Here is a 26,318-nt window from a genome sequence, read left to right on the forward strand (position 1 = left end):
CATGACCGCTGCGACACTGACCCCACCTGAAACCGCCGTGACCGAAAACGCGATCGCGATCGACCATCTGACCGTCACCTTCTCCTCCAAGCGCGGCACCGTGACCGCGTTGCAGGACATCGACCTGCAGGTCGCCGACGGTGAATTCGTCTCCATCGCGGGCCCGTCGGGCTGCGGGAAGTCGACGCTGCTCAAGGTCATCGCCGGGCTCACTGAGTCCACCGCCGGCGATGTGCGACTGCGTGGAAAACCGGTTCGGGGTCCGCAACGAGGGATCGGTTACGTGTTCCAGCGCGCCGCGCTGCTGGAGTGGCGTTCGGTGCGCAAGAACGTGCTGTTGCAGGCGGAGATGCGTGGCATGCCCCGCCGGGCCGCCCAGCAGCGCTGCGATCAGCTGCTGGAGATGACCGGACTGACCGGTTTCGAGAACGCCCTGCCGCACGAGTTGTCCGGCGGTATGCAGCAACGGGTTTCGCTGTGCCGCGCATTGCTTCATGAGCCGGATGTGCTGCTGATGGACGAGCCGTTCGGTGCGCTGGACGCACTCACCAGAGAGAAGATGAACGTCGAGTTGCATCGCATCTGGCGCGAAACCGGCACCACGGTGGTGTTGGTGACCCACTCGGTGGCCGAGGCCGTCTATCTGGCCAACCGCGTCGTGGTGATGAGCCCCCGCCCCGGCCGCATCGTCGAGGTCCAGGACGTCGACCTGCCGGCCGAGCGCGCCTACGGGGAGACGATGGAGCAGCCCGAATTCATCCGGGTGGCCAACCGGGTACGCGATCTGCTCGGCAGCCCCACCGCCGCAGACTGAAGCCCTGGGCTCAGACGGCCCAGCGCCCGGACAGGGTGCGCGCGCCGACGAACACCAACCGCAGCACCATGAAGGTCGACAGCCCGCCCCAGATCCCCCACAGGCCCCAGTCGAACACCAACGACAGCCAGATCAACGGCAGAAATCCCAGCAGCGCGCTGGCCAGCGTCGCATTGCGCATGAACTTCGCGTCACCGGCGCCGAGCAACACCCCGTCGAGCGCGAAAACGATTCCCGCGACCGGCAGTTGGGCCACCAGGAACCACCACGGGACACCGATGCTGTCCAGCACCGCCTGATCGGTGGTGAACACCTTCGGCAGCACCGTGGCGCCGGCGGCCATCACCAGGGCCAGCAACACCGCCGCCACGGTCGAGAACAGGGTCACCCGGCCGGCCACCGCCTTGGCGTGGGCGCTGCGCCCGCCGCCCAGCGCCGCACCCACCAGCGCCTGCGCGGCGATGGCCAGCGAATCCAGGGCCAGCGACAGGAAACTCCACAGCTGCAGCACCACCTGGTGGGCAGCCACCGCCGCGGCACCGAAGCGCGCCGCCACCGCGGCGGCCGAGACGAAGCAGGCCTGGAACGCCAACGAGCGCAACAACAGGTCCCGGCCCATCACCGACTGCGACCGCAACACGTCGAGGTCCGGCCGCAGCGGCACCCGCTCCACCAGCAACGCCCGGCAGAACAGCGCCGCGGCCAGCCACTGTCCGCACACGTTGGCCACCGCGGAGCCGGCCAACTCCCACCGCGGAAACCCCAGCCACCCGTACACCAGCAGCGGGCAGAGCACCGCCGACAGCCCGAACCCGATGATGACGTAGCGCAGCGGGCGCACCGTATCCTGCACCCCGCGCATCCAGCCGTTGCCGGCCAGCGAGATCAGGATGGCGGGGGCCCCCAGGATCGCGATCCGCAGCCACGGCAGCGCGGCGTCGGCGATGTCCTGCGCGCCGGCGATAACGGTGACGATCGGCGCGGCGAAGGCCTGCACCAAGGCGATGATCAGCAGGCCCACCCCGACCGCGAGCCAGGTGGCCTGCACCCCCTCGCTGCACGCCGACGTGCGGTCGCCGGCCCCGAAGTGCCGTGCCGAACGGGCGGTGGTGCCGTAGGACAGGAACGTGCCCTGCGAGGCCACCAACGCGAGAATCAGGCCACCGATGGCCAGACCGGCCAGTGCGAGGGCACCGAGCCGGCCCACCACCGCGATGTCGAACAAGAGGTAGAGCGGTTCGGCGGCGAGCACGCCGAGGGCGGGCAGCGCCAGTCCGGCGATGGTGCGACTCGAGGGGGCTTCGGAATCACCCGAGGGCGACACGCAACTCCTCGACCACCTCGGCGGCCGTCCCCGTCGTCGAATAGCCGGCGGCCAGCCGGTGGCCACCGCCACCGAAACCCGTTGCCAGCGAAGACAAGTCGTACGACTTGGCGCGCATCGACACCGACCAGTGCGCCGGCTCGATCTCCTTGAACACCACCGACACCTCGGCCTGCTGCGCGGTGCGGACGATATCGACGATGCTCTCGACCTCCTCGGGCCGCGCCTTCGCCCATTCGTGGTGGTCGACGACGGCATAGACCAGCCCGCGCCCGCCCAACGCCTCGGGGAGCAGCTGCGCCGACCCCAGCACCCGCGACAGCATCGGCAGCCACGAGAACGGGTGGGTGTCGAGCAGCGTGCGGCTGATCGCGGCGTTGTCGACGCCGAGTTCGACCAGCCGGGCCGCCAACCGATGCGCCCGCGCCGTGGCCCAGCGGAAGGAGCCGGTGTCGGTGATCAGTCCCGCGTACAGGCAGTGCGCCACGGACGTGTCGATCGGCTTGTCCCAGGCGTCCAGCAACTCGGCGATCAGCAGCGTGGTGGAGTCCGCCGACGGGTCGACGTAGTTGGCGCTGCCGAACAGGTGGTTGGAGGCGTGGTGATCGATGACGAGCACCTCGGGAACGGACCCGTCGGCGTCCGGGTCCAGCAGGGCGCGCAGCCCGCCGAGTCGGTGCGCGCTCGGGATGTCGACCGTCACCACCAGGTCGGGGTGCGGATCGACCTGCTCGGGGCGCGCCAGCAGATGCCCGCCGGGCAGGCTCTGCAACGACTCCGGCAGTTCCGCGGGCGCGGCGAAGCTCACCGTGACCCGCTTGTCCGCCTGCTCGAGCACCTGCGCCAGCGCCAGGCCGGCGCCGATGGTGTCCGCGTCGGGGTAGACGTGCGCGACGATGACGATGCTGCGGGCGCGGTCGAGCACATCGGCGGCCCCGCGCGCATCCACTGATGCGGTATCAGTCGTCGGTTCGATCGCCGTCACCGGTGTCCTCGGAGTCGGTGGGTTGGGCTCCCTCGTTGCCCTCCACCCCAGTGACACGGTACGGGTCGGCCTCCCCCGCCGGTTTGGCGCCCTCGCGAACCCGCGCCAGATCGGCGTCCGCCGCCCGCGCGCGGGCCAGCAGCTCCTCCATCCGGTGGGCCGCATCGGGCACGGTGTCGCGCGCGAACGTCAGTGTCGGCGTGTACCGAACCCCGGTACCCGCACCGACTTTCGTGCGCAGCACACCCTTGGCGCGTTCGAGAGCGGCCGCCGCCCCGACGTAGTCGGGTTCCTCGTCGAGGCTGCGGCCCATCACGGTGTAGTAGAGCGTGGCGTCGTGCAGATCACCGGTGACCTTCGCATCGGTGATCGTCACGCCGGCCAGCCGCGGATCCTTGATCTCGTACTCGATCGCCGAGGCGACAATCGTCGAGATCCGCTTGGCCAGCCGTTTCGCCCGTGCCGGATCCGCCATCGCTAACCGAGCCCGACTGGTTGATTCGCTGCGCTCATCAGCCGCGGTCCTTCTCGACCAGCTCGTAGGTCTCGATGACGTCGCCTTCCTTGATGTCGTTGTAGGTCAACGTCAGACCGCACTCGTAGCCTTCGCGGACCTCGGTGGCGTCGTCCTTCTCCCGCTTGAGCGAGGACACCGTGAGGTTCTCGGCGACCACGACGTTGTCACGCAGCAACCGCGCCTTGGCGTTGCGCCGCATGATTCCCGACGTGACCAGGCAGCCGGCGATGTTGCCGACCTTCGACGACCGGAAGATGGCCCGGATCTCGGCGCGGCCGAGTTCCTTCTCCTCGTAGACCGGCTTGAGCATGCCCTTGAGCGCGCTCTGGATCTCGTCGATGGCCTGGTAGATCACCGAGTAGTAGCGGATGTCCACCCCGTCGCGGTTGGCGAGTTCGGTGGCCTTGCCCTCGGCTCGCACGTTGAAGCCGATGATGATCGCATCCGAGGCCGACGCCAGGTTGACGTTGGTCTCGGTGACGCCGCCGACGCCGCGGTCGATGACGCGCAGTTCCACCTCGTCGTCGATCTCGATCCCCAGCAGCGCCTCTTCCAGGGCCTCCACGGTGCCGGAGTTGTCGCCCTTCAGGATCAGGTTGAGCTGACTGGTTTCCTTGAGCGCCGCATCCAGATCGTCCAGGCTGATCCGCTTGCGCGACCGTGCCGCCAGGGCGTTGCGCTTGCGCGCGCTGCGCCGGTCGGCGATCTGACGGGCGATCCGGTCCTCGTCGACCACCAGCAGGTTGTCGCCGGCGCCCGGCACCGACGTGAACCCGACGACCTGCACGGGCCGCGACGGCGACGCCTCTTCGACGTCCTCGCCGTGCTCGTCGATCATCCGACGGACACGCCCGTAGGCGTCGCCGGCGACGATCGAGTCGCCGACCCGCAGGGTGCCGCGCTGGATCAGCACGGTGGCCACCGGGCCGCGACCGCGGTCCAGGTGCGCCTCGATCGCCACACCCTGGGCCTCCATGTCGGGGTTGGCCCGCAGGTCCAGCGCGGCGTCGGCGGTCAGCAGCACCGCTTCGAGCAGGTTCTCGATGTTGGTGCCCTGTTTGGCCGAGATGTCGACGAACATGGTGTCGCCACCGAAGTCCTCGGCGACCAGGTTGTACTCGGTGAGCTGCGCCCGGATCTTGGCCGGGTCGGCGCTCTCCTTGTCGATCTTGTTGACCGCCACCACGATCGGCACGTCGGCCGCCTGCGCGTGGTTGATGGCCTCCACCGTCTGCGGCATCACGCCGTCGTCGGCGGCGACCACCAGGATCGCGATGTCGGTGGCCTTCGCGCCGCGGGCACGCATGGCGGTGAACGCCTCGTGACCGGGGGTGTCGATGAACGTGATCAGGCGGGGTTGGCCCTCGTGCTCCACGCTGACCTGGTAGGCGCCGATGTGCTGGGTGATGCCGCCGGCCTCGCCCTCGCCGACGTTCTCCTTACGGATGGTGTCCAGCAGGCGCGTCTTGCCGTGGTCGACGTGACCCATGACGGTGACCACCGGCGGGCGCTGCTCGAGATCGCTCTCGTCGCCCTCGTCCTCGCCGTAGGTGAGGTCGAAGGACTCCAGCAGTTCGCGGTCCTCGTCCTCCGGGGAGACGACCTGGACCTTGAAGTTCATCTCGCTGCCGAGCAGCTCCAGGGTGTCATCGCCGACGGACTGGGTCGCGGTGACCATCTCACCGAGGTTGAACAACGCCTGCACCAGCGCAGCCGGGTTGGCGTCGATCTTCTCGGCGAAGTCGGACAGGGACGCCCCGCGGGCCAGCCGGATGGTCTCGCCGTTGCCGTGCGGCAACCGCACGCCACCGACGACCGGCGCCTGCATCGAGTCGTATTCCTGACGTTTCTGCCGCTTCGACTTGCGGCCACGCCGCGGCGCGCCGCCCGGGCGACCGAACGCACCGGCTGCGCCGCCCCGCTGACCGGGCCGGCCACCGCCACCGGGACGACCCCGGAAGCCGCCGGCCGGTGCGCCACCGGCACCGGGGGCACCGCCGCCGCCGCGGTAGTTGCCGCCACCGCCGGCGCCGGGACGTGCGCCCTGACCGGGACCGGGACGGGGACCGCCGCCGGGCCGCGGACCCGGGCGCGGGCCACCGCGACCGGGCGCACCGGTTGCGGGGCGCGGGGGCATGTTGCCGGGCGTGACACCGGGGCGCACGGCACCGGGACCGGGCCGGGGACCACCGGGTCCGGGGCCGGGACGCGGGCCCTGCGGGCGCGGGGCCGGCCTCTCGACCGGCTGTTGCGTCGAGAACGGGTTGTTGCCCACCCGCGGCGGGCGCGGCATACCCGGCTTGGGTCCGGGGGTCGCGGGCCGCGGCCCGGGAGTCGGGGTGGGTGCCGGGGCCTGCGCCGCGGCGGCCGGCGGAGTCGCGGCCGCGGGCGGGGCCGCCGGCGGTTCGGGAGCCGCCGGGGCGGCCGGCTTGGGGGCGCCGGGCTTCGGGCCACCGGGCTTGGGGCCCGGGGTGGCCGGCGCCTGGTCAGCCGCCGGGGCCGCGGGCGCGGCGGTGCCCGCGGCGGGCGCCGCGGGTTGCGCGGGAGCTGGGGATGACTTCTGCGGCGCCTTCTCGGCTGCCTTACCTCCGCCGAATGACTCGCGGAGACGGCGCGCGACGGGGGCTTCCACCGTCGATGACGCCGATTTCACGAACTCGCCCTGCTCACTCAAGCGAGCGAGGACTTCCTTACTTGTTACACCGAGTTGCTTCGCCAACTCGTGCACACGGGCCTTGGCCACTACTTCTCCTCATCTGGAGGCGGCAGCGGTCGTCGGCCGACGCCTCGGGTTTAGCTATGACGCATGGTCATCGAGACTTCACGGTGTGCTCATGTTCTTCGCTACCTGTTCTGTTCCCCGCCGTCATCGGGCACTTCGAGTCGCTCGAAGTGCTCGACCACCGCGGACGTGTCCGGTGGACCGGTGATTCGCAGTGCTCGTACAAAGGCCCGCCGTCGAAGCGCTTCCTGCAGGCACTGCGTATCGGAATGCAACCACGCACCCCGACCAGGAAGATTACCCGCTGTGTCAACAATGACGGCGACGCCATGCTGGCATTGGTCACCATTGTTGGATTCAGCTACCACCCGAAGCAGATCGACGGCCAACTCTCGTTTCCGGCACCCGACACACGTACGCACCGGACCGTCGGTACGGCGATGCTTCCGTGTGGTGAAGACCGAATTCTCGCGCTGGATCACGGTTCAGTCTACCGTTACCGCGCCACGCACCTGAACCAGCGTCGATCGGCGTCTCCCGGCTAACCCGCGGCGTCGTCGGCGGGGACTTCGGCGTCGCTGCGGATATCGATGCGCCACCCCGTCAGGCGGGCCGCCAGCCGCGCGTTCTGGCCCTCCTTGCCGATGGCCAACGACAGCTGGAAATCGGGCACCACCACGCGTGCCGCGCGGGTGTTGGGGTCGATGATCGACACCGACACCACCTTGGCCGGTGAGAGCGCGTTGGCCACGAACCGCGCCGGGTCCTCGTCGTAGTCGATGATGTCGATCTTCTCGCCGGACAACTCGCTCATCACGTTGCGCACCCGCTGGCCCATCGGCCCGATGCAGGCGCCCTTGGCGTTGAGCCCCGACACCCGGGAGGTCACTGCGATCTTCGACCGGTGCCCGGCCTCGCGGGCCACGGCCACGATGTCCACCGAGCCGTCGGCGATCTCGGGCACCTCCAGCGAGAACAGCTTGCGCACCAGGTTGGGGTGGGTGCGGGAGAGCCTGATCTGAGGTTCGCGGGCGCCCCGGGTCACGCCCAGCACGAAGCACCGCAGCCGGTCGCCGTGCTCGTAGGACTCGCCGGGCACCTGCTCCGAGGACGGGATCACGCCCTCGGAGTACTTGGTCTCGCTGCCCATCCGCAGCACCACTTCACCGCGGGCGTTGGCGCGCGCGTCGCGCTGGATGACGCCGGCGACGATGTCGCCCTCCCGGGCCGAGAACTCGCCGTAGATCTTCTCGTTCTCGGCGTCGCGGAAGCGCTGCAGCATGACCTGCCGGGCGGTGGTGGCCGCGACCCGGCCGAACCCGTCGGGGGTGTCGTCCCACTCGCTGATGACGCGGCCCTCGTCGTCGTGCTCGCGCGCGATGACCTTGACCTCGCCGGTCTTGCGGTCGATGTCGATGCTCGCGTCGGGTTGATGCCCCTCCGTGTGTCGGTAGGCGGTCAGCAACGCCGACTTGATGGTCTCGAGCAGTTCGCCCGCCGGAATCCCACGGTCCACTTCGATCGCGTGCAGCGCGGCCATGTCGATGTTCATTAAACGGCCCCTCCTCCGGTTTGGCCCACCAGCTCCAACTCTCGTTTGCTCGGTGAGGAAAAGTCCACCTGGACAACGGCTTTGGCAATGTCGTCGAGTCTGATCTGGCGCCGAGAGAAATCCGAGCGCTCCCGGACCACCACGGTGAGGATCCCGTCGTCGACCGCGGCGACCCGCCCGAGGACAGTGGTGCCGTCGGCCAGCGCCAGCTCGACCTTGCGGCCGTGGGCGCGACGGAAGTGCTTCGGGGCGGTCAGTGGGCGGTCGACTCCCGGTGAGGTCACCTCCAGGACGTACGGCGCGCTCACCTCGGGCACCTCGTCGAGGAGTTGCGAAGCCGCCCGGGACAACTCGGCCAAGGTGTCCAGATCCAGGGCCCGGTCGCCGTCGGCCACCACCACGATCTTGGCGGGACGGGCCGACGTGTCGACGACGACGTCCTCGATCTCGTAGCCCGCGCGTTCGAATTCCGCAGCAAGGAGCTCGATTACCTGCGACGGCGCGGGTAGCCCCCCGGTCGATCCGGTGCGCTGCGTCACGGCAAGGCTCCTCATCTTGAGTTGTGCGGCCAGCAGTCGCGGCTGCCCGCGACACCAATGCCCCAGGATACGTCAGGAATCGGATGCCCCCGTCCAGATCGGGTGGGCACCGCGCCCGAGCGTCGCGGCGGTGATGGCAGGATGTGGTGCGTGCGCAGGCGTGACGTGTTGGTGGGCGCCGGCCGCGGCGTCCTCGGGCTGGCGCTCATCGCGGCGACCGCCGGAACGGCGGCGGCCTGCGGGAGCAGCGACGAACCCGAGGTCGACCCGCTGCAGAAGCCCCAGGAGATGGCCGAATCGGACGCCGAGTTGGCCCGCGCGGCCGCGACCGGCGCCCCGCCGGCGCTGGTTCCGGCACTGACCCAGATCGCCGCCGAACGGGCCCAACACGCACGGGCGCTGGCCGAGGAGATCGCGCGGACAGCGGGCCGAGCCGCGCCCACCACAACGACAACGGCGACCCCCACCACCACGACCCCGGGCGAGGGCGCGACGCCCGCCCCACCCCCGACGGTGGCCCAGGTGGCCGACGCCCTGCGCGCCTCGGCCGAGGCGGCCACCGACGCCGCGGCCGGCCTGGCTGGGTATCGCGCCGGCCTGCTGGCGTCGGTCGCCGCGGCGTGCACCGCGTCGCTGACCGTCACGCTCCCGAGCCCCAAGGCGGCGTCATGACATCACCGGTCAACTCGCCGGAACCGCAGCGGCCCTCGGAACCGGCCGCCGCGGCCCTGTACGACGCGCTGGTCACCGCGCACGCCACGGTCTACGGCTACGGCATCGTGTCGGCGCGCTCGACGCCCGAGGACAACTACCTGGTGGCCAAGGCGATCGGGGCGCATCGCGAACACCGGGAGGCCCTGGTCGGGATGCTGGAACGTCGGTCGGTGGATCCGCCGGTGGTGGCACCCGGGTACCAGCTGCCGATGAAGGTCGACGGCCCGATCGACGCCGCCAACCTGGCGGTGCGGATGGAGAACGACGCCGCGGTGGCCTGGCGGGCGGTCGTCGAGCAGACCGACAGCAGCGACGAACGCGCCTACGCGGTCTCGGCGTTGACCCAGTGCGCGGTCAACGCCGCGTTCTGGAAGCAGACGCTCAAGATCTGGCCGGTGACCACGGCGTTCCCCGGCGGCACCGAGTAGCGCCGCGCCCGGTACGGGTCAGGCCAGCGCGGCGGCGATGGCGGCCGCGGCACCGTCGACGGCGATCTCACGCGTCTCGCCGCTGAACCGGTTGCGCAACTCCACGACACCGTTGGCCCAGCCGCGCCCGACCACCACGATCCAGGGCATCCCGATCAGTTCGGCGTCCTTGAACTTCACCCCGGGCGAGGCGCTGCGGTCGTCGAGCAGCACCTCGAGGCCGAGCGCGTCCAACTCGCCGGCCAATTCGCTCCCGCCGGCGCGGGCCGCGTCGTCCTTGTTGGCGATCACCAGATGCACGTCGAACGGGGCGACACCGGCGGGCCAGCGCAGACCGAGCTCGTCGTGGTGTTGTTCGGCGAGCACCGCCACCATCCGCGAAACCCCGATGCCGTAGGAGCCCATGGTCAGGCGCACCGGCTTGCCGTTCTCGGCGAGCACATCGGCGGAGAACGCGTCGGCGTACTTGCGGCCGAGCTGGAAGATGTGCCCGATCTCGATGCCGCGCGCGCTGACCAGCGGACCCGCGCCGTCCGGCGAGGGATCGCCGTCACGGACGTCGGCGGCCTCGATGGTGCCGTCGGGGGTGAAGTCGCGCCCGGCGACCAGGCCCACCACGTGCTTACCCGGGGCGTCGGCACCGGTGATCCAGGCGGTGCCGTCGACGATCCGCGGGTCGACGAGATAACGAACGCCGTTGTCCAACAATGCCTTCGGTCCGATATAGCCCTTCACCAGGAACGGGTACCGGAGGAAGTCTTCGTCGGAGAGCATGGCGTATTCGGCCGGTTCCAACGCCGCCGCCAGGCGCTTGTCGTCGACCTCGCGGTCCCCGGGCACGCCGATGGCCAGCAACTCCCACTCGCCCCCGGGTTGGCGGACCTTGAGCAGCACGTTCTTGAGGGTGTCGGCGGCGGTGATCTCGCGTCCCAGGCCCGCGGTGTTGGCCCAGTCGACCAGCGTGGCGATGGTCGGGGTGTCCCCGGTGTCGTAGGTGACGGGTTCGGACAGTTCGGCGATCTGCTCGGCCGACAACGGCTCGGGCGCCGTGGTGACCACGGCCTCGACGTTGGCCGCGTAGCCGGACTCCAGGCACCGGACGAAGGTGTCCTCGCCGACCTCGCTCTCGGCGAGGAATTCCTCCGACGCGCTGCCGCCCATGGCGCCTGAGACCGCCGAGACGATCACGTAGCGCACGGCCAGCCGGTCGAAGATGCGTTGGTAGGCCTCGCGGTGGGCGTCGTAGGCGCTCTTGAGTCCGCTGTCGTCGACGTCGAACGAGTACGAGTCCTTCATGACGAACTCGCGGCCGCGCAGGATGCCGGCCCGCGGGCGCGCCTCGTCGCGGTACTTGGTCTGGATCTGGAACAGGATCAGCGGGAAGTCCTTGTAGGAGCTGTACTCCCCCTTGACCGTCAGCGTGAACAGTTCCTCGTGGGTGGGGCCCAGCAGGTAGTCGTTACCGCGGCGGTCCTGCAGCCGGAACAGGGTGTCGCCGTACTCGGTCCACCGGTTCGTCGTCTCGTAGGGGGCCCGCGGCAGCAGCGCCGGGAACAGGATCTCCTGCCCGCCGATGGCGGCCATCTCCTCGCGGACCACCTGCTCGATGCGGCGCAACACCCGCAGCCCCAACGGCAGCCAGCTGTACAGCCCGGGGCCGATGGGCCGGATGTATCCGGCCCGGATGAGCAGCTTGTGGCTGGGAACTTCGGCGTCGGCGGGGTCGTCCCGGAGCGTCCGCAAGAACAGCTCCGACATACGGGTGATCACAACGGGCCAGCTTACTGAGCGGGCTCGCGGCGCCTACAGCTCCCCGGCGTCGAGGGCGTCCTTGACTTCTTGTGCGTGCGCGACCTGCTTGGCGGTGTAGCCGATGAACAACGCGGCCGCGCCGACGAGGACCGCGACCGCGGCCACCCACAGCAGCCCGTAGGTGTAGCCGGAGTCCAGCGCCGCCAGCTGCGCGTCGTTCATGTTCTTCACCGGGCCGGTGGTGCCGCCCAGGAACAGCGTGCGCGAGGTGATGACCGCCTGGATGATGGCCAGCACCAGCGGGCCGCCCAGGCTCTGCAGCATCAGCGCAATGGCCGAGACGGGGCCGATCTGGTCGAACCCGACGCCGGCGATCGCCGACAGGGTCAGCGGCACCACGATCATGCCGATCCCGATGCCGCCGACGGTGATCGGCACCACCAGGTTCGGGAAGTACGGGATACCGGCGTTCAGCGTGGACCCGTACAACATCGCACCGAGCACGATCACCCCGCCCGCGATGACCAGCAGCCGCGGCGGGAACAGCCGCACGAGCTGCGACGAGGCGCCCAGCCCCACGCCCATACCGATCACGAACGGGATGAAGCCGATGCCGGCCCGCAGGGCGCTGTAGCCCAGGATGTCCTGCACGTACAGGCCGATCAGCACGGTCAGCGTGAACAGCACACCGCCGGCCAAGAAGATCGAGACGAAGGTCGCCAGCCGGTTGCGGTCCTTGAACAGGTCGAACGGGACCACCGGGTTGACCGCGGAACGCTCGACGATGACGAACGCCACGAAGAACACCAGCGCCGCCAGGCCCGAGCCCAGGGTGACGGGGGTGATCCAGCCGTGCTCGGGGCCGCTGGAGAAGCCGAACACCGCCGCGCTACAACCGAGCGTCGCCAGCAGCGCACCGGCGGCATCCAGCTTCATCCGCTCGCGCTGCGTCTCGCGCAGCGTCGCGTGGGCCAGGTAGATCACCAGCACGCCGATCGGCACGTTGACCAGGAACGCCAACCGCCAGGACACCTCGGTGAGCGCGCCGCCGACCACCAGGCCCATCACCGAGCCGATACCGGTCATCGCCGCGAACACCGCGGTGGCGGCGTTGCGCGCCGGCCCCTTGGGGAAGGTGGTGGCCACCAGCGCCAGGCCGGTGGGACTCGCGATCGCGGCGCCGACACCCTGCAATAGCCGCGCGACCACCAACGTGGCCTCGTCCCAGGCGATACCGCACAGGATGGAGGCGATGGTGAACAGCGCGACACCGACGATGAAGGTGCGCTTGCGACCGATGGTGTCGCCGAGGCGTCCGCCGAGCAGCATCAGGCCGCCGAAGGTCAGCACATAGGCCGTGATGACCCAGCTGCGGCCGGCGTCGGAGAGCGCGAGCTCGTCCTGGATCTGGGGCAGCGCGACGATGGCGATGGTGCTGTCCATGGTCGCGAGCAGCTGCATGCCGCCGATGGCGACCACCGCGTAGATGAACCGCCGCGACGGCAGCCAGGTCGGCAGGGACTTCCCGGTCCGCTCGAGGGCCGAACCGACCCGCGCCGGTAGCGCGCGGCCTTCACCCTTGGCAGGCTCCGCTCGCTCTGCATCGTTGAGAGCCGTCATAAGTGGCTACCCTACAGTAATATTAAGAGTTGTTTAAGCTCGGTCGTCGAGGGTGACACCGAACCGAGACCTCCGTCAGGCGGTGTGCGAACCGTCCGGAACTCCGACGACCTGCCCGATCACGATGATGGCCGGCGGCCGGATGGCTTCCGCCCGAAGAGTTTCCGCGATCTTGTCCAGCCGGGCGCGGACCACCCGCTCGGCCGAGGTGGTGCCGTGCTGGATCGCGATCACCGGCGTGTCCGCGGCCCGTCCCCCGCTCAGCAACGCCTCGGCGAACAGTTCGATCCGTTCGACGCCCATCAGCAGCACGATCGTCCCGGACATCGCCGCCAGCGCCGGCCAGTTCACCAGCGACTCGGGGTGATCCGGCGCCAGATGGCCGCTGACCACCACAAACTCGTGGTTGACGCCGCGGTGGGTGACCGGCACCCCGGCCATCGCGGGCACTCCGATGGCGCTCGTGACCCCCGGAACCACTGTGACCGGGATCCCAGCCTCGGTGCAGGCGATGACTTCCTCATACCCGCGCGCGAAGACGAACGGGTCCCCGCCCTTGAACCGCACCACGAAGTTGCCGGCCCGGGCCCGGCTGATCAGCAGCTCGTTGATGGCGTCCTGGGCCATCGCCCGGCCGTACGGGATCTTCGCGGCGTCGATCACCTCCACGTGGGCCGGCAGTTCGGCGAGCAACTCCGCCGGCGCCAACCGGTCGGCCACCACCACGTCGGCATGGGAGAGCAGCCGCCGTCCGCGCACGGTGACCAGTTCGGGATCCCCGGGGCCGCCGCCCACCAGGGCGACCGTGCCCTTGCGTGCCGTCGGCCCCTCCGGGTCGTGGGCCTCGCCGATGACCCCGGCCTGCAACGCCTCGCGGATGGCGGTGCGGATCGCCGCCGAGCGGCGGTGCTCGCCGCCGGCGAGCACCCCGACGGCCAGGCCGTCGTACTCGAAGGTGGCGGGAGTCAGGGCCGTCCCCTCGCGGGCGATGTCGGCCCGGACGCAGAAGATCTGTCGGCGCTCGGCCTCCGCGACGACGGCGGCGTTGACCTCCGGGTCGTCGGTGGCGGCGATGACGTACCAGGCGCCGGCGAGGTCGCCGTCGCGGTAGTCCCGCAGGATCACCGTGGCGCCGGCCATCGCCTCGACGGCCGGGGTGGCGGCGCGGGCGATGACGTGGACGTCGGCGCCGCTCGAGACGAGCAGCCCCAGGCGGCGCTGGGCCACGGTGCCGCCGCCCACCACTACAACCTTCTTGCCCGCGAGTCGCAGGCCGACGAGGTAGGCGTTATCGGTCACTCGCCGAGCTTAGACGCTGCCGCATGCGCGACGAATCGACGTGTCGCGCCCGGCTCGGCGACCGGATGGGTGTGCAGGTACGACGCGTGCACTCCACCGTGCACCGCGCCGTCGCGCACACTGGCGCCGTCCGAGCCGCGATACATCCACGCCGCCGGGTACTCGACTGCGAACTCGACTGTCGTGCGGTGGAATTCGTGGCCGGTGACCCGCGCGCCGGTGGCGTGCAGCACCGAATCCGCGGCCGCGACCGCGTCCCGGTACCCGAGTGTCAGGCGTTCGGTGAACCGCGCCGAACCGTGGAGTACGTCACACATCGCATGGCCGTCGAGATCGCTCATCAGATACGTCAGCCCCGCGCACTCGGCGTAGATCGGCCCGCGGGTGGCCAGCGCGGCGATGCCGCGGCGCAACGGTTCGTTGGCGGACAGTTCGGCGGGGTACTGCTCGGGGAAGCCACCCGGCAGCACCAGGGCCGCGGTCTCCGGCGGCAGCGCGTCGACGAGCGGATCGAACTCGGCGACGTGGGCGCCGGCGGCCCGCAACAGTTCGGCGTGCTCGGCGTAGGAGAAGGTGAACGCGCGGCCGGCGGCCACCGCCACCACGGGGTTGCCCGCCACGGGATCGCAGATCGCGTCGGCGGCCCGCCAGGGTTCGGTGCGCACCGTGGTGGCGGCGGCCCGCAGCACCGACGGAACGTCCACGTGCCGGCCGACCAACTCGGCCATCGCCGCTACGGCGGCGCGGGCCCGCTCGCCGTGTTCGGTCGCGGTGATCAGCCCGAGGTGCCGCGACGGCACGGCCAACTCTGCCACCCGCGGGATGGCGCCGAGGACCGGGACACCGGCGGCGTCGCAGGCCTGGCGCAGCACCTGCTCGTGGCGGGCGCTGCCGACCCGGTTGAGGATCACGCCGGCCATCCGCGTGCCGGGGTCGAACGTGGAAAAGCCGTGCAACAACGCCGCGATGCTGTGGCTCTGGCCGCGGGCATCGACCACCAGGATCACCGGTGCCCCCAGCAATCCGGCGACCTGTGCGGTGGAACCCGTTGCCGGGCCGATGGACCCGGGCTCGATGCGGCCGTCGAACAGCCCCATCACGCCCTCGACCACCGCGACGTCGCACCCGGTGACCCCGTGCGCGTACAGGGGCGCGATCTGGGCCGGCGACACCAGCACCGGGTCCAGGTTGCGTCCCGGCCGCCCGGTGGCCAGCGCGTGGTAACCCGGGTCGATGAAATCTGGGCCCACCTTGAAGCCCGCCACCCGGTGGCCGGCCCGCTTGAGCGCCGCCATCAATCCCGTTGCCACGGTGGTCTTTCCGCTACCCGAGGCGGGGGCGGCAATCACCACCGCCGGCGCGGTGCGAACCGGATGCGACACGGGAGTCAGGCGGCGTCGCGGACGACGTCGGTCAGGGTATCGGCGCGCAACTGCTCGAGTCGTAGCACCGGCGCGGCCAGGGCGGTCGCCAACTCGGCCGCCAAACCCAGCCGCACATAGGAGTTCTCGCAGTCGACGACCACCGCCGAGGCGCCCTCGGCCACCAACCGGCCCGCGGCGATCCGGGTGCGCCCCAACGGGTCCGGGCCCCCGGTGGCGCGGCCGTCGGTCAGCACGACGACCAGGGGCCGGCGGGTGCGGTCGCGGGTCTTCTCCAGGCGGACCATCTCGGCGGCGCGCAACAGGCCCTGCGCCAGCGGGGTCTTGCCGCCGGTGTCGAACCTGGACAGCCGCCGCGAGGCGATGTGGGACGACGAAGTCGGCGGCAGCAGCACGCGGGCCTCCGCACCCCGGAAGGTGATCACCGCGACCTTGTCCCGCCGTTGGTAGGCGTCGCGCAGCAGCGACAGGGCCGCGCCGCTGACGGCCGACATGCGGTCGCGCGCGGCCATCGACCCGGACGCGTCGACGACGAAGATGACGAGGTTGCCCTCGCGACCCTCCCGAATCGCCTGACGCACATCGTCGGCCGCGGGTCGGACCCGGCCCGGGCCGGTCGAGCGGGCCGCGGCGGCCAGCATGGTGGCGAACACATGCAGTCCGTCGCCGGCAGCGGTCGGGCTGACCCCGACCACGCCGCCGGTGCGGTTACGCGCCGTCGAACGCCGACCGGGTGCGCCCTCCCCCACGCCGGGCACCCGAAGCGCGCGGGTCCGGAACACCGGCGCCGGCGGTGCGCTGGGCTTGCTGGGCGGCGCGCCGGCTACCGGTGAATCGCCTTGGGCCGGCGGCGTTTCGGCGTCGCCGGCGGACTCGGGTCGACCGCCGCCGGGCGGGTCGGGGTCGGGGTCCGGTTCGGGCTCGCTGTCGGCGAGCGCGTCGTCCAGCGCACCGGGGTCCAGGCCCGGGTCGTCGAACGGATCGCGCCGGCGGCGGTGCGGCAGCGCCAGTTCGGCGGCCACCCGGATGTCGTCCACCTCCACCCGGTCCGCGCCCCGCCAGGCCGCGTGCGCCACCGCAGTGCGCGCCACCACCAGATCCGCGCGCATCCCGTCGACGTCGAAGGCCGCGCACAGCCCGGCGATCCGGCGGAGGTCCTCGTCCTCCAGGGAGATCGCCGGAACCCGGGCCCGCGCGGCGGCGATGCGGCGGGCGACGTCGGCGTCGGCGGCGGCGAACCGCTCGGCGAAGCCCTGCGGGTCGGCCTCGTAGGCCAGGCGGGCCCGGATGACCTCGGTGCGGACCTCGACGTCGCGGGAGGCGCGCACGTCCACGGTCAGGCCGAAGCGGTCCAGCAACTGCGGGCGCAGTTCGCCCTCCTCGGGATTCATCGTGCCGATCAGGACGAATCTCGCGTCATAGGAATGGGATACACCGTCGCGCTCGACATGGACGCGGCCCATCGCCGCGGCGTCGAGCAGCACGTCCACCAGATGGTCGTGCAGCAGGTTGACCTCGTCGACGTAGAGCACGCCGCGATGCGCCCGGGACAGCAGCCCGGGCGAGAAGGCGTGCTCACCGTCGCGCAGCACCTTCTGCAGGTCCAGCGACCCGACCACGCGGTCCTCGGTGGCACCGATGGGCAACTCCACCAGCCGGGCGTCGTCGATCTGGGCCAGGATGTCGGCCAGCGCGCGCACGGCGGTCGACTTGGCGGTGCCCTTCTCGCCGCGGATCAGCACGCCGCCGATCTCGGGGCGCACCGCGCACAACACCAGCGCCAGCCGCAGCTGGTCGTGTCCGACGATCGCGCTGAACGGGAATGAGTTGTTGATCTGGTCTCCTCGGGTGTCGGCCGTCGTCACGAACCGACGGACTCGCCGCGGGTGCCCGCCCGCAGCATGGGGATGTGCGGAATGCCGTCCTCGACGAACTCCTCGCCGTCGGGGACGAAGCCATGCGCAGCATAGAGCCCCTGCAGGTACGTCTGGGCGTTGATCCGGCACGGATGGTCGCCGACCTCGGCCAGGGCCGCCTGCAGCAACCGGGTGGTGTGACCCTGCCCGCGGGCCTCCCGCTTGGTGCAGACGCGGCCGATCCGAAAGGTCTTCTCGCCGCCCGCGTGTTCCTCGGTCAGCCGCAGATTGCAGATGACGGTTCCCGGTGCGGGGCCATCGGTCTGTTCGAGCCAGAAATGCCGCGTCTCGGCGAGCAGGTCGCGCCCGTCGAGTTCCGGGTAGGGACAGGCCTGTTCGACGACGAACACCTCTACGCGGAGCTTGAGCAACTCGTAGAGCGTGGGCGCGTCGAGATCCTTGGCCCAGACCCGCCGCGGCAACACGGTCACGACAAGGCCACCGGCTCGGGATCTCTTGCGGCCGAATCGGATTCCAGTCCCAGCACCTTGGTGCCCCACGCCCACACCTCGTCGAACAGGGCAGGATTGTTCGACAGCGGAGTGCCCAGCGAGGGGATCATCTCCTTGAGCTTGCTCTGCCACGGCCCGGCGTACCGGTCGGCGAAGCAGCGCTCCATGACCTCGAGCATGGCGGGCACGGCGGTCGACGCGCCGGGCGAGGCGCCGAGCAGGCCGGCGATGCTGCCGTCGGCGGCGGTGAGCACCGTGGTGCCGAACTCCAGCGTGCCGCCCTTGCCCTTGGCCGGCTTGATCACCTGGACGCGCTGGCCGGCCACCGACAGCTCCCAGTCGGAGTCCACCGCGGTGGGCGCGAAGTCACGCAGCATGTCGACCCGGTCGGCCTCCGACAGCCGCAGCTGGCTGAGCAGATAGTTCACCAGGCTCATCTGGGTGAGGCCGACCCCGATCATGGCGGCGAGGTTGTCGGGCTTGACCGACAGCGGCAGGTCGGTGATGTGGCCCTGCTTGAGGAACTTGGGCGACCAGCCGGCGAACGGCCCGAACAGCAGCCACTGATTGCCGTTGATGAAGCGGGTGTCCAGGTGCGGGGCGGACATCGGTGGCGCGCCCAGCGGCGGGAAACCGTAGACCTTCGCCTGGTGTCCGGCCGTCACCTCGGGGTTGTTGGTGCGCAGGAACTGCCCGCCCACCGGGAAGCCGCCGTAGCCCTTGGCCTCGGCGATACCGGACTTCTGCAGCAGCGGCAGCGCATCGCCGCCGGCGCCGACGAACACGAACCGGGCCTCGATCTTGCGGTCGGCACCGGTGCGGCGGTTGCGCACCTTGACCGTCCAGCCCCCGTCGGAGCGTTTCGACAGGTTGCGGACCTCGTGGCCGAACAGCGCGGTGGTGCCGTTGGTGACGCCGTAACCGATGAGTTGCTTGGACAGCGAACCGAAGTCGATGTCGGTGCCGTCGGTGGCCCAGTTCAGCGCCACCGGCACGGAGAAGTCCCGGCCCGCGGCCATGTACGGCAGGCGCCGGGCGAACTCGTCGGGGGTGTCGATGAACTCCATGCCGGCAAACAGCGGGTTGTCCACCAACGCCTCGCGGCGCCGGCGCAGGTAGTCGATGCGCTCCTCGCCCTGCACGAAGCTCACGTGCGGGATGGCGTTGATGAAGCTGCGGGCGTCGGCGAGCACGCCCTTTTCGATGGCGTGCGCCCAGAATTGGCGCGACACCTGGAACTGCTCGTTGACGGTGACGGCCTTGGTGATGTCGATGGAGCCGTCGGCGCGCTCCGGGGTGTAGTTCAGTTCGCACAACGCAGAATGACCGGTACCGGCGTTGTTCCAGGGGTCGCTGCTCTCGGCCGCGGCGCCGTCCAACCGCTCGATCAGGGTGATCGACCAGTCCGGCTCGACGAGTCGTAGCAAAGCTCCCAGCGTGGCACTCATGATGCCGGAGCCCACCAGCACAACGTCGGTCTTGGTTACATTGGCGTCTGACACCGGATGTCGATCCTTCGCGCTCGTGCCGTCGTTCGACCGAGGTACTTGCGCGTCCCGGTCTGCTGTCTTGGGTCTCAGGTTAGCCCGCCGCCCCCCTGCTTAATCGGGCGAGTCAGGTGATCTTCCAGACAGTTCCCGCCGCTAAGGTGAATCCGTGACGGTATGGGAGGCCGACGTCCTGCCTGGCTACCACCAACACACGGTGGAACTCGGCGCCGATCCCGACGGTGAGGGCGACCTGGTCGCGACCCTGATCCGCCGCGGCCCCGCCGCGCCGGCCCGGCACGCGGTGCTCGGGGTACACGGGTACACCGACTACTTCTTCAACACCGAGGCCGCGGACCGATTCGCGGCCCGAGGTTTCGCCTATTACGCACTCGACCTGCATAAATGCGGTCGCTCCTGGCGGCCCGGCCAGACCCCGCACTTCACCACCGACCTGGCTCGCTACGACCGGGAGCTCGAACGCGCGTTGGCGATCATCGCGGCCGAGACCGACGGAGCGCAGGTGTGCCTGACCGGACACTCCGCCGGCGGGCTGATCCTGACGTTGTGGCTCGACCGGCTCGCCGCGCGGGACCGCACCGCCGCGCTGGGCGTCGGCGGGCTGGTGCTCAACAGCCCGTTCTTCGATCTGCACGGACCGTCGATCCTGCGGGCGGCCCCCACGTCCGCGGCGCTGCGGGCGTTGGCCCGGCTGCGCAAGACCCGCGTCATCCGTAAACCGACCGAGGGCGGGTACGGCGCCACGCTGCACCGCGATCATCACGGCGAGTTCGACTACAACCTGGACTGGAAGCCGCTGGGCGGCTTCCCCGTCACGCTCGGCTGGATCAATGCGGTGCGGCGCGGGCACGCCCGCCTGCACCGCGGGCTGGACGTGGGTGTGCCCAACCTGATCCTGCGCTCGGACCACTCGGTGACGGAGTCGCGCGACGACCCCGACGCGATGCAGCGCGGGGACGCGGTCCTCGACGTCCGCCAGATCGCCCGGTGGGCCGGGTGCGTCGGCAACCACACCACCGTCGCGCCGATCCCCGACGCCAAGCACGACGTGTTCCTGTCGTTGCCGGCGCCGCGCGCCGTGGCCTACGCCGAACTCGACCGGTGGCTGGACCGCTACCTGGGCGCGCAGTTCCCCGACTTATCCGAACGAAGCAGACAGGGCTGACGTGGACCACTTCGATCTGACCATCATCGGCACCGGCTCGGGCAACAGCATCATCGACGAACGCTACGAGTCGAAGCGGATCGCGATCTGCGAGCAGGACACCTTCGGCGGCACCTGCCTGAATGTGGGCTGCATCCCGACGAAGATGTTCGTCTATGCCGCCGAGGTGGCCGCGACCATCCGCGACAGTGCCCGCTTCGGGGTGGACGCGCGCATCGAGGGCGTGCGTTGGCGCGACATCGTCTCGCGGGTGTTCGGTCGCATCGACCCGATCGCCCTGGGCGGCGAGCGTTATCGGCGGTCCTCCCCCAACGTCACGGTCTTCGACGGTCACACCCGGTTCGGCCGCACCCGCCCCGACGGCCGCCACCTGCTGCGCACCGAGTCCGGCGCCGAATTCACCTCCGATCAGGTGGTGATCGCCGCCGGCGCCCGCGCGGTGATCCCGCCGGCGATCGCGGCCAGCGACATCGCGTGGCACACCAGCGACACCATCATGCGGATCCCGGAGGTGCCCGAGCACCTGGTGATCATCGGCGGCGGTTTCATCGCCGCGGAATTCGCACATGTCTTCTCCGCGTTGGGATCCCGCGTGACGGTGGTGTTGCGCGGCGCCACCCTGCTGTCGCACTGCGACGACGACATCGGCGAGCGGTTCACCGACATCGCCTCCCGCAAGTGGGAGGTGCTGTTCGGCCGCACCGTCACCGGCGGGCGCACCGACGACACGGGTACCACCCTGGAACTCGACGACGGCTCGACACTGCGCGCCGACGTCGTGCTGGTGGCCACCGGGCGGCGTCCCAACGGGGACCTGCTCGATGCAGACCTGGCCGGCGTGGAGGTCACCGAGACCGGCCAGGTGGTGGTCGACGACTTCCAACGCACCACGGCGCGCGGCGTTTTCGCGTTGGGTGACGTGTCCTCGGACTATCAGCTCAAGCACGTGGCCAACCTGGAGGCCCGGGTGGTACGGCACAACCTGCTGCAGGACTGGGACGACACCGACGCGTTGGCCGCCGCCGATCACCGCTACGTCCCGTCGGCGGTGTTCACCGACCCGCAGATCGCCTACGTCGGCCTGACCGAGAATGAGGCGCGAGCGCTGGGCATCGACATCAAGGTCAAGGTCCAGGACTACGGCGACGTGGCCTACGGCTGGGCCATGGAGGACAGCACCGGGGTGTGCAAGATCATCGTGCAGGCCGACACCGGGCAGATCCTGGGCGCGCATCTGATGGGCCACCAGGCCTCGACGCTGATCCAGCCGCTGATCCAGGCGATGACCTTCGGGCTGGGCGGCCAGGAGATGGCCCGCGGTCAGTACTGGATCCACCCGGCGTTGCCCGAAGTCGTCGAGAACGCGCTGCTGGCGTTGTGCGGCGAGCCGACGTGGCCGGCGCCGAAACGCCACTGACCGGCACCCGGTCCCGGTTCAGGCGTGCGCTGCGCCGATCCAGTGCAGCAGGTCGTGCACCGTGGCATCCTCCAGCCGGTAGCTGACCTGCCGACCGATCCGGGTCGAGGACACCCAGCCCTGCTGACGCAGCAGGCGCAGCGCCTGGGAGACCGCGTTCTCCGAACGGTTCAGCGCGCTGGCCAGATCACCCACACAGATGCCGGGCGCCCGGTGCAGGCCCAACAGGATCTCCAGCCGGCCGGGGTCCGACAGCAGGTCGAAGCGCTGGGTCCAGCCGGGAATGTCCACATCCGCCAACGCCGACGTCGCCAGCAACACCTGCGGCGGTCCGGGGTCGTGCTCGTGCTCGTGCTCCATGGTCCTGACCAGCCTAATCCAGGCTCCTCCGAAGCTCACACCCCTTCGCGCACCCGGGCCCGCGCGGCCTCGACCACCCCGAGGCAGAACGGCTGCTCGTCGTGCGCGCCGGCACCGGATGTGATGAGCGTCGCCTCGGCCCCGGGTTAGAACTGTCCATTCGCGGGTAACACCATCGGCATCAGTGGCCTCAAGCGGCTGGTGAGCGTACGCAAAAACTGGAGATCAAACGGATCGGGGTAGGGTCGAAACCGATGTGTGGCGCGACCGGTGAGGTCAGACTCGACGGCAGGACACCTGATGTGGCGGCCGTGGCCGCCATGGCTGCGGTGATGGTGCCCCGCGGTCCCGACGGCGCGGGTGTGTGGTCCCAGGGCCGGGTGGCGCTGGGGCATCGACGCCTCAAGATCATCGATCTCTCCGAGGCCGGCGGCCAGCCGATGGTCGACTCCGACCTGGGCCTGGCCATCGCCTGGAACGGCTGCATCTACAACTACAAGCAGTTGCGCGACGAGTTGATCTCCGTCGGCTACCGCTTCTTCTCGCACAGCGACACCGAGGTGCTGATCAAGGCCTACCACCACTGGGGCGACCGGTTCGTCGAGCGACTGTTCGGCATGTTCGCCTTCGCCATCGTCGAGCGCGACAGCGGGCGCGTGCTGCTGGGCCGGGACCGCCTCGGGATCAAGCCGCTGTACATCACCGAGGACCCCCGTCGCCTGCGGTTCGCCTCCTCGTTGCCGGCCCTGCTGGCCGGCGGCGGCGTCGACACCCGAATCGACCCGGTCGCGCTGCACCACTACCTGAGCTTCCACTCGGTGGTGCCGCCGCCGCTGACCATCCTGCGCGGGGTGAGCAAGGTGCCGCCGGCAACGCTGCTGGCCATCGAACCGGACGGCACCCGCTCCACCTCCACCTACTGGACCCCGGACTTCACCCGGCACGCCGACCGCTCCGACTGGACCGAAAAGGACTGGGAAGACGCCGTTCTGGACTCACTGCGCCGGGCCGTGGAGCGGCGGCTGGTCGCCGACGTACCGGTCGGCTGCCTGCTGTCGGGCGGCGTGGATTCCAGCCTGATCGTGGGACTGCTGGCCGAGGCCGGGCAGACCGGCCTGCAGACGTTCTCCATCGGCTTCGAATCCGTCGGCGGGGTGGCCGGTGACGAATTCAAGTGGTCCGACATCATCGCCGAGCGATTCCGCACCGATCACCACCAGATCCGGATCGACACCCAGCGCATGCTCCCCGCCCTCGACGGCGCCATCGGCGCGATGAGCGAGCCCATGGTCAGCCACGACTGCGTGGCGTTCTATCTGCTGAGCCAGGAAGTGGCCAAGCACGTGAAGGTGGTGCAGTCCGGTCAGGGCGCCGACGAGGTGTTCGCCGGTTATCACTGGTACCCCCCGATGGCCGACGCGTCGGCGGCAACTCTCGACGGTGCGGTGGCCAGCTACCGCGGCGCGTTCTTCGACCGCGACCAGGCGGCCATGGACCGACTGGTGGCCGGGACCCCCGGCGACGTGGTCGCCGCCGACGATCCCAGCGGCCGCTTCGTCACCGAGCACTTCGCCCACGCCGGCGCGGAAACCGGCGTCGACCGCGCGCTGCGCCTGGACACCACGGTGATGCTCGTGGACGACCCCGTCAAGCGGGTCGACAACATGACCATGGCGTGGGGATTGGAAGGCCGCGTGCCCTTCCTCGACCACGAACTGGTGGAACTGGCCGCGGCCTGCCCACCGGAGCTCAAGACCGCCCACGACGGCAAGGGCGTGCTGAAACAGGCTGCGCGGCAAGTGATCCCCGCCGAGGTGATCGACCGCCCCAAGGGTTACTTCCCGGTGCCTGCGCTGACCCACCTCGAGGGGCCGTACCTGGACATGGTGCGCGACGCGCTCTACGCCCCGGCCGCCAAGGAGCGCGGCCTGTTCGCCCCGGAGGCCGTCGACCGCCTGCTCGCCGACCCCAATGGCCGCCTGACGCCGCTGCGCGGCAACGAATTGTGGCAGATCGCGCTGCTCGAACTCTGGCTGCAGCGCCACGGCATCGGCGGGCCGGCGGCGTGACGATGAACGCCGTCGAGCACTCCACGCCCGGCGACCCCGCCCGCGAGCCGATCACGCTGGGACTGCACGACGTCTCGCCGCAGCACCTGGTCGACGCGATGGCCTCCGACGTGGTCCTCGAATTGGGTTGGGGCCGGCTGATCTTCGGTCAGACCTTCGCCGACCCCGTCGTGCTCGCCGACACCCTGGCCCACGAGCGGCCCGGCCGCCGCGACATCTGCATCTACGCTCGCGAGTCACACGTGCTGATCTCCCGGGCGCCCAACGAATTGTTCATCGATCCCAGCCACACCTACCGCCTGCGGTTCTCCGAGACCGCGCCGGAGCCCCGGACCCACCACGGGTTCACCGTCCGGACGCTGCAGGCACTCGAAGAGGCCGACGAGATCAACCGCGTGTTCGTGCGGTGCGGCATGGTGCCGGCCCCCACCGAGGTGATCTGGGACAACCACCGCAACGCCGAGGCGGTCGATTACCTCGTGGCGGTGCGCGACGACGGCGTGATCGTCGGCACCGTCACCGGGGTGGACCACCGGCGGTTGTTCGCCGACCCGGAGGACGGCTCGAGCCTGTGGACCCTGGCGGTCGACCCCACCGCGGGCCTGCCCGGTATCGGCGCCGCGCTCACCGAGGCCCTGGCGTCGCTGTTCCGGGAACGTGGCCGCGCCTACATGGATCTCTCGGTGGCCCACGACAATTCGGCCGCGATCGCACTGTACGAGAAGTTGGGGTTCACCCGCGTGCCGGTGCTGGCCGTCAAGCGCAAGAACGCGATCAACGAGCCGTTGTTCACGCCCATCCCCGAGACCGTCGACGACCTCAACCCGTACGCCCGCATCATCGCCGACGAGGCGATGCGCCGCGGCATCCGTGTCGAGGTGCTCGACGCCGAGACCGGGGAGATGCGGCTGACCCACGGCGGCCGCAGCGTCATCACCCGCGAATCGCTGTCGGAGTTCACCTCCGCGGTGGCCATGAGCCGCTGCGACGACAAGCGGCTGACCCGCCGCATCGTCAGCGAGGCCGGCGTCGTCGTGCCGCGTGGCCGGCTGGCCACCTTCGACGAGGCCGACCACGCCTTCTTGGCCGAGGTCGGCGACGTGGTGGTCAAGCCCACCCGCGGCGAACAGGGCAAGGGCATCACCGTGGGCATCAGCAGCTCCGAGGCGCTGGACGCGGCGCTGAGCCGGGCCCGGGAGCAGCATCCCGAGGTGCTCATCGAGCAGCGCGCCAACGGCGACGACCTGCGGCTGGTGGTCATCGACGGCAAGGTGGTGGCCGCGGCCCTGCGCAAGCCGGCCGAGATCACCGGCACCGGGACCCACACCGTGGCCGAACTCATCGAGGCGCAGAGCCGGCGGCGCGCGGCGGCCACCGGCGGCGAGTCCCGCATCCCGATGGACGCGATCACCGCGGACACGGTCGCCGAGGCCGGCTGGTCCTTCGACGACATCCTGCCCGAGGGCACCCATCTGCGGGTGCGCCGGATGGCAAACCTGCACCAGGGCGGGACAATTCACGACGTCACCGATCAGGTGAATCCGGAACTGTGCCGGGTCGCGGTCACCGCCGCCGAGGCCCTCGGCATCCCGGTGACGGGAATCGACCTGCTGGTGCCGGACGTCACCCGCGCCGAGTACGTGTTCGTCGAGGCCAACGAACGTCCCGGGCTGGCCAACCACGAGCCGCAGCCGACCGCGGCGGCCTTCGTCGATTTCCTGTTCCCCGGGCAGCCGGGACTCCCCCAAGCCTGGACCGCGGCGACCGTTCCCCAGTAGGCCGC

The 26,318-nt window shown here is 70.4% G+C and carries 22 protein-coding genes; 8 read left to right on the top strand and 14 right to left on the bottom strand.

From position 1 onward, the window contains the following. Window position 1: 1 nt before the first annotated feature. Window positions 2-814, top strand: coding sequence for an ABC transporter ATP-binding protein (locus tag R2K23_RS14305; RefSeq protein ID WP_316510263.1), 813 nt, complete (start codon window positions 2-4; stop codon window positions 812-814). A gap of 10 nt (window positions 815-824) precedes the next feature. Here the strand turns inward: R2K23_RS14305 and R2K23_RS14310 are convergent, their stop codons facing one another. The 4 genes from R2K23_RS14310 to infB are packed head-to-tail and all read right to left on the bottom strand — an operon-like array spanning window position 825 to window position 6,383. Beyond that, window positions 825-2,138 (bottom strand): MATE family efflux transporter, encoded by a 1,314-nt coding sequence (locus R2K23_RS14310; RefSeq protein ID WP_316510264.1) that lies wholly within the window; start codon window positions 2,136-2,138, stop codon window positions 825-827. Further along, window positions 2,122-3,123, bottom strand: coding sequence for a DHH family phosphoesterase (locus R2K23_RS14315; RefSeq protein ID WP_316510265.1), 1,002 nt, complete (start codon window positions 3,121-3,123; stop codon window positions 2,122-2,124). Before R2K23_RS14315 ends, R2K23_RS14310 begins: the two co-directional genes overlap by 17 nt. Further along, window positions 3,098-3,598 (bottom strand): 30S ribosome-binding factor RbfA, encoded by a 501-nt coding sequence (gene rbfA, locus R2K23_RS14320; RefSeq protein WP_316510266.1) that lies wholly within the window; start codon window positions 3,596-3,598, stop codon window positions 3,098-3,100. Before rbfA ends, R2K23_RS14315 begins: the two co-directional genes overlap by 26 nt. A gap of 37 nt (window positions 3,599-3,635) precedes the next feature. Further along, the gene (gene infB / locus R2K23_RS14325; RefSeq protein WP_316510267.1) at window positions 3,636-6,383 is read right to left on the bottom strand and encodes a translation initiation factor IF-2; all 2,748 of its coding nucleotides are present in this window, start codon (window positions 6,381-6,383) and stop codon (window positions 3,636-3,638) included. Between the two features lie 56 nt (window positions 6,384-6,439). Here infB and R2K23_RS24930 point away from each other — a divergent pair, with 56 nt between their 5' ends. Continuing rightward, window positions 6,440-6,907: a hypothetical protein gene (locus R2K23_RS24930; protein ID WP_465270708.1), complete on the top strand. Its 468-nt coding sequence runs from the start codon at window positions 6,440-6,442 to the stop codon at window positions 6,905-6,907. On the opposite strand, the gene nusA is transcribed toward R2K23_RS24930, so the two are convergent. Together nusA and rimP are read right to left on the bottom strand one after the other, a co-directional pair. Next, the gene (gene nusA / locus R2K23_RS14335) at window positions 6,904-7,914 is read right to left on the bottom strand and encodes a transcription termination factor NusA (protein WP_316510269.1); all 1,011 of its coding nucleotides are present in this window, start codon (window positions 7,912-7,914) and stop codon (window positions 6,904-6,906) included. The two genes, R2K23_RS24930 and nusA, sit on opposite strands and share 4 nt — an antisense overlap. Further along, a complete protein-coding gene (rimP, locus tag R2K23_RS14340) occupies window positions 7,914-8,453 on the bottom strand; it encodes a ribosome maturation factor RimP (RefSeq protein ID WP_316510270.1) in 540 nt (179 codons plus the stop codon). Before rimP ends, nusA begins: the two co-directional genes overlap by 1 nt. A gap of 141 nt (window positions 8,454-8,594) precedes the next feature. On the opposite strand from rimP, the gene R2K23_RS14345 reads away from it, so the two are divergent. Then, the gene (locus R2K23_RS14345; protein WP_396893601.1) at window positions 8,595-9,125 is read left to right on the top strand and encodes a hypothetical protein; all 531 of its coding nucleotides are present in this window, start codon (window positions 8,595-8,597) and stop codon (window positions 9,123-9,125) included. Further along, window positions 9,122-9,595, top strand: coding sequence for a ferritin-like domain-containing protein (locus tag R2K23_RS14350; RefSeq protein ID WP_316510272.1), 474 nt, complete (start codon window positions 9,122-9,124; stop codon window positions 9,593-9,595). The genes R2K23_RS14345 and R2K23_RS14350 overlap by 4 nt, the downstream gene beginning before the upstream one ends. 18 nt (window positions 9,596-9,613) lie before the next feature. Here the strand turns inward: R2K23_RS14350 and R2K23_RS14355 are convergent, their stop codons facing one another. The 7 genes from R2K23_RS14355 to mqo all read right to left on the bottom strand — a co-directional run bounded on the left by R2K23_RS14355 (window position 9,614) and on the right by mqo (window position 19,518). Then, complete coding sequence (locus R2K23_RS14355) at window positions 9,614-11,365, bottom strand: proline--tRNA ligase (protein ID WP_316510273.1); 1,752 nt, start codon at window positions 11,363-11,365, stop codon at window positions 9,614-9,616. Between the two features lie 33 nt (window positions 11,366-11,398). Further along, window positions 11,399-12,967, bottom strand: coding sequence for an MFS transporter (locus R2K23_RS14360; protein WP_316510274.1), 1,569 nt, complete (start codon window positions 12,965-12,967; stop codon window positions 11,399-11,401). A gap of 75 nt (window positions 12,968-13,042) precedes the next feature. After that, window positions 13,043-14,266 (bottom strand): uroporphyrinogen-III C-methyltransferase, encoded by a 1,224-nt coding sequence (gene cobA / locus R2K23_RS14365; RefSeq protein ID WP_316510275.1) that lies wholly within the window; start codon window positions 14,264-14,266, stop codon window positions 13,043-13,045. After that, the gene (locus R2K23_RS14370; protein ID WP_316510276.1) at window positions 14,263-15,648 is read right to left on the bottom strand and encodes a cobyrinate a,c-diamide synthase; all 1,386 of its coding nucleotides are present in this window, start codon (window positions 15,646-15,648) and stop codon (window positions 14,263-14,265) included. The genes cobA and R2K23_RS14370 overlap by 4 nt, the downstream gene beginning before the upstream one ends. Window positions 15,649-15,653: 5 nt before the next feature. Continuing rightward, a complete protein-coding gene (locus R2K23_RS14375; RefSeq protein WP_316510277.1) occupies window positions 15,654-17,513 on the bottom strand; it encodes a VWA domain-containing protein in 1,860 nt (619 codons plus the stop codon). After that, a complete protein-coding gene (locus tag R2K23_RS14380) occupies window positions 17,510-17,995 on the bottom strand; it encodes a GNAT family N-acetyltransferase (protein ID WP_316510278.1) in 486 nt (161 codons plus the stop codon). Before R2K23_RS14380 ends, R2K23_RS14375 begins: the two co-directional genes overlap by 4 nt. Next, window positions 17,992-19,518 carry a malate dehydrogenase (quinone) gene (gene mqo, locus R2K23_RS14385; protein ID WP_316510279.1) on the bottom strand — a complete coding sequence of 509 codons (1,527 nt, stop codon included), beginning with the start codon at window positions 19,516-19,518 and terminating at the stop codon, window positions 17,992-17,994. The genes R2K23_RS14380 and mqo overlap by 4 nt, the downstream gene beginning before the upstream one ends. A gap of 154 nt (window positions 19,519-19,672) precedes the next feature. Between mqo and R2K23_RS14390 the strand changes: the two genes are divergently transcribed. Then, entirely contained in the window at window positions 19,673-20,689 is a 1,017-nt protein-coding gene (locus tag R2K23_RS14390) for an alpha/beta hydrolase (RefSeq protein ID WP_316510280.1), read from the top strand. Window position 20,690: 1 nt separating this feature from the next. Next, window positions 20,691-22,106 (top strand): mycothione reductase, encoded by a 1,416-nt coding sequence (gene mtr / locus R2K23_RS14395; RefSeq protein ID WP_316510281.1) that lies wholly within the window; start codon window positions 20,691-20,693, stop codon window positions 22,104-22,106. 18 nt (window positions 22,107-22,124) lie between these two features. On the opposite strand, the gene R2K23_RS14400 is transcribed toward mtr, so the two are convergent. Continuing rightward, window positions 22,125-22,466 carry an ArsR/SmtB family transcription factor gene (locus tag R2K23_RS14400; RefSeq protein WP_316510282.1) on the bottom strand — a complete coding sequence of 114 codons (342 nt, stop codon included), beginning with the start codon at window positions 22,464-22,466 and terminating at the stop codon, window positions 22,125-22,127. A gap of 254 nt (window positions 22,467-22,720) precedes the next feature. On the opposite strand from R2K23_RS14400, the gene R2K23_RS14405 reads away from it, so the two are divergent. Both R2K23_RS14405 and ngg read left to right on the top strand, forming a co-directional pair. Beyond that, window positions 22,721-24,535 carry an N-acetylglutaminylglutamine amidotransferase gene (locus R2K23_RS14405; RefSeq protein ID WP_316510283.1) on the top strand — a complete coding sequence of 605 codons (1,815 nt, stop codon included), beginning with the start codon at window positions 22,721-22,723 and terminating at the stop codon, window positions 24,533-24,535. A gap of 2 nt (window positions 24,536-24,537) precedes the next feature. After that, window positions 24,538-26,313, top strand: coding sequence for an N-acetylglutaminylglutamine synthetase (ngg, locus tag R2K23_RS14410; RefSeq protein WP_316510284.1), 1,776 nt, complete (start codon window positions 24,538-24,540; stop codon window positions 26,311-26,313). The last annotated feature ends 5 nt before the right edge of the window (window positions 26,314-26,318 follow it).

The organism is Mycolicibacterium sp. MU0050 (assembly GCF_963378085.1).
GTDB classification, from domain to species: Bacteria; Actinomycetota; Actinomycetes; order Mycobacteriales; family Mycobacteriaceae; genus Mycobacterium; species Mycobacterium wendilense.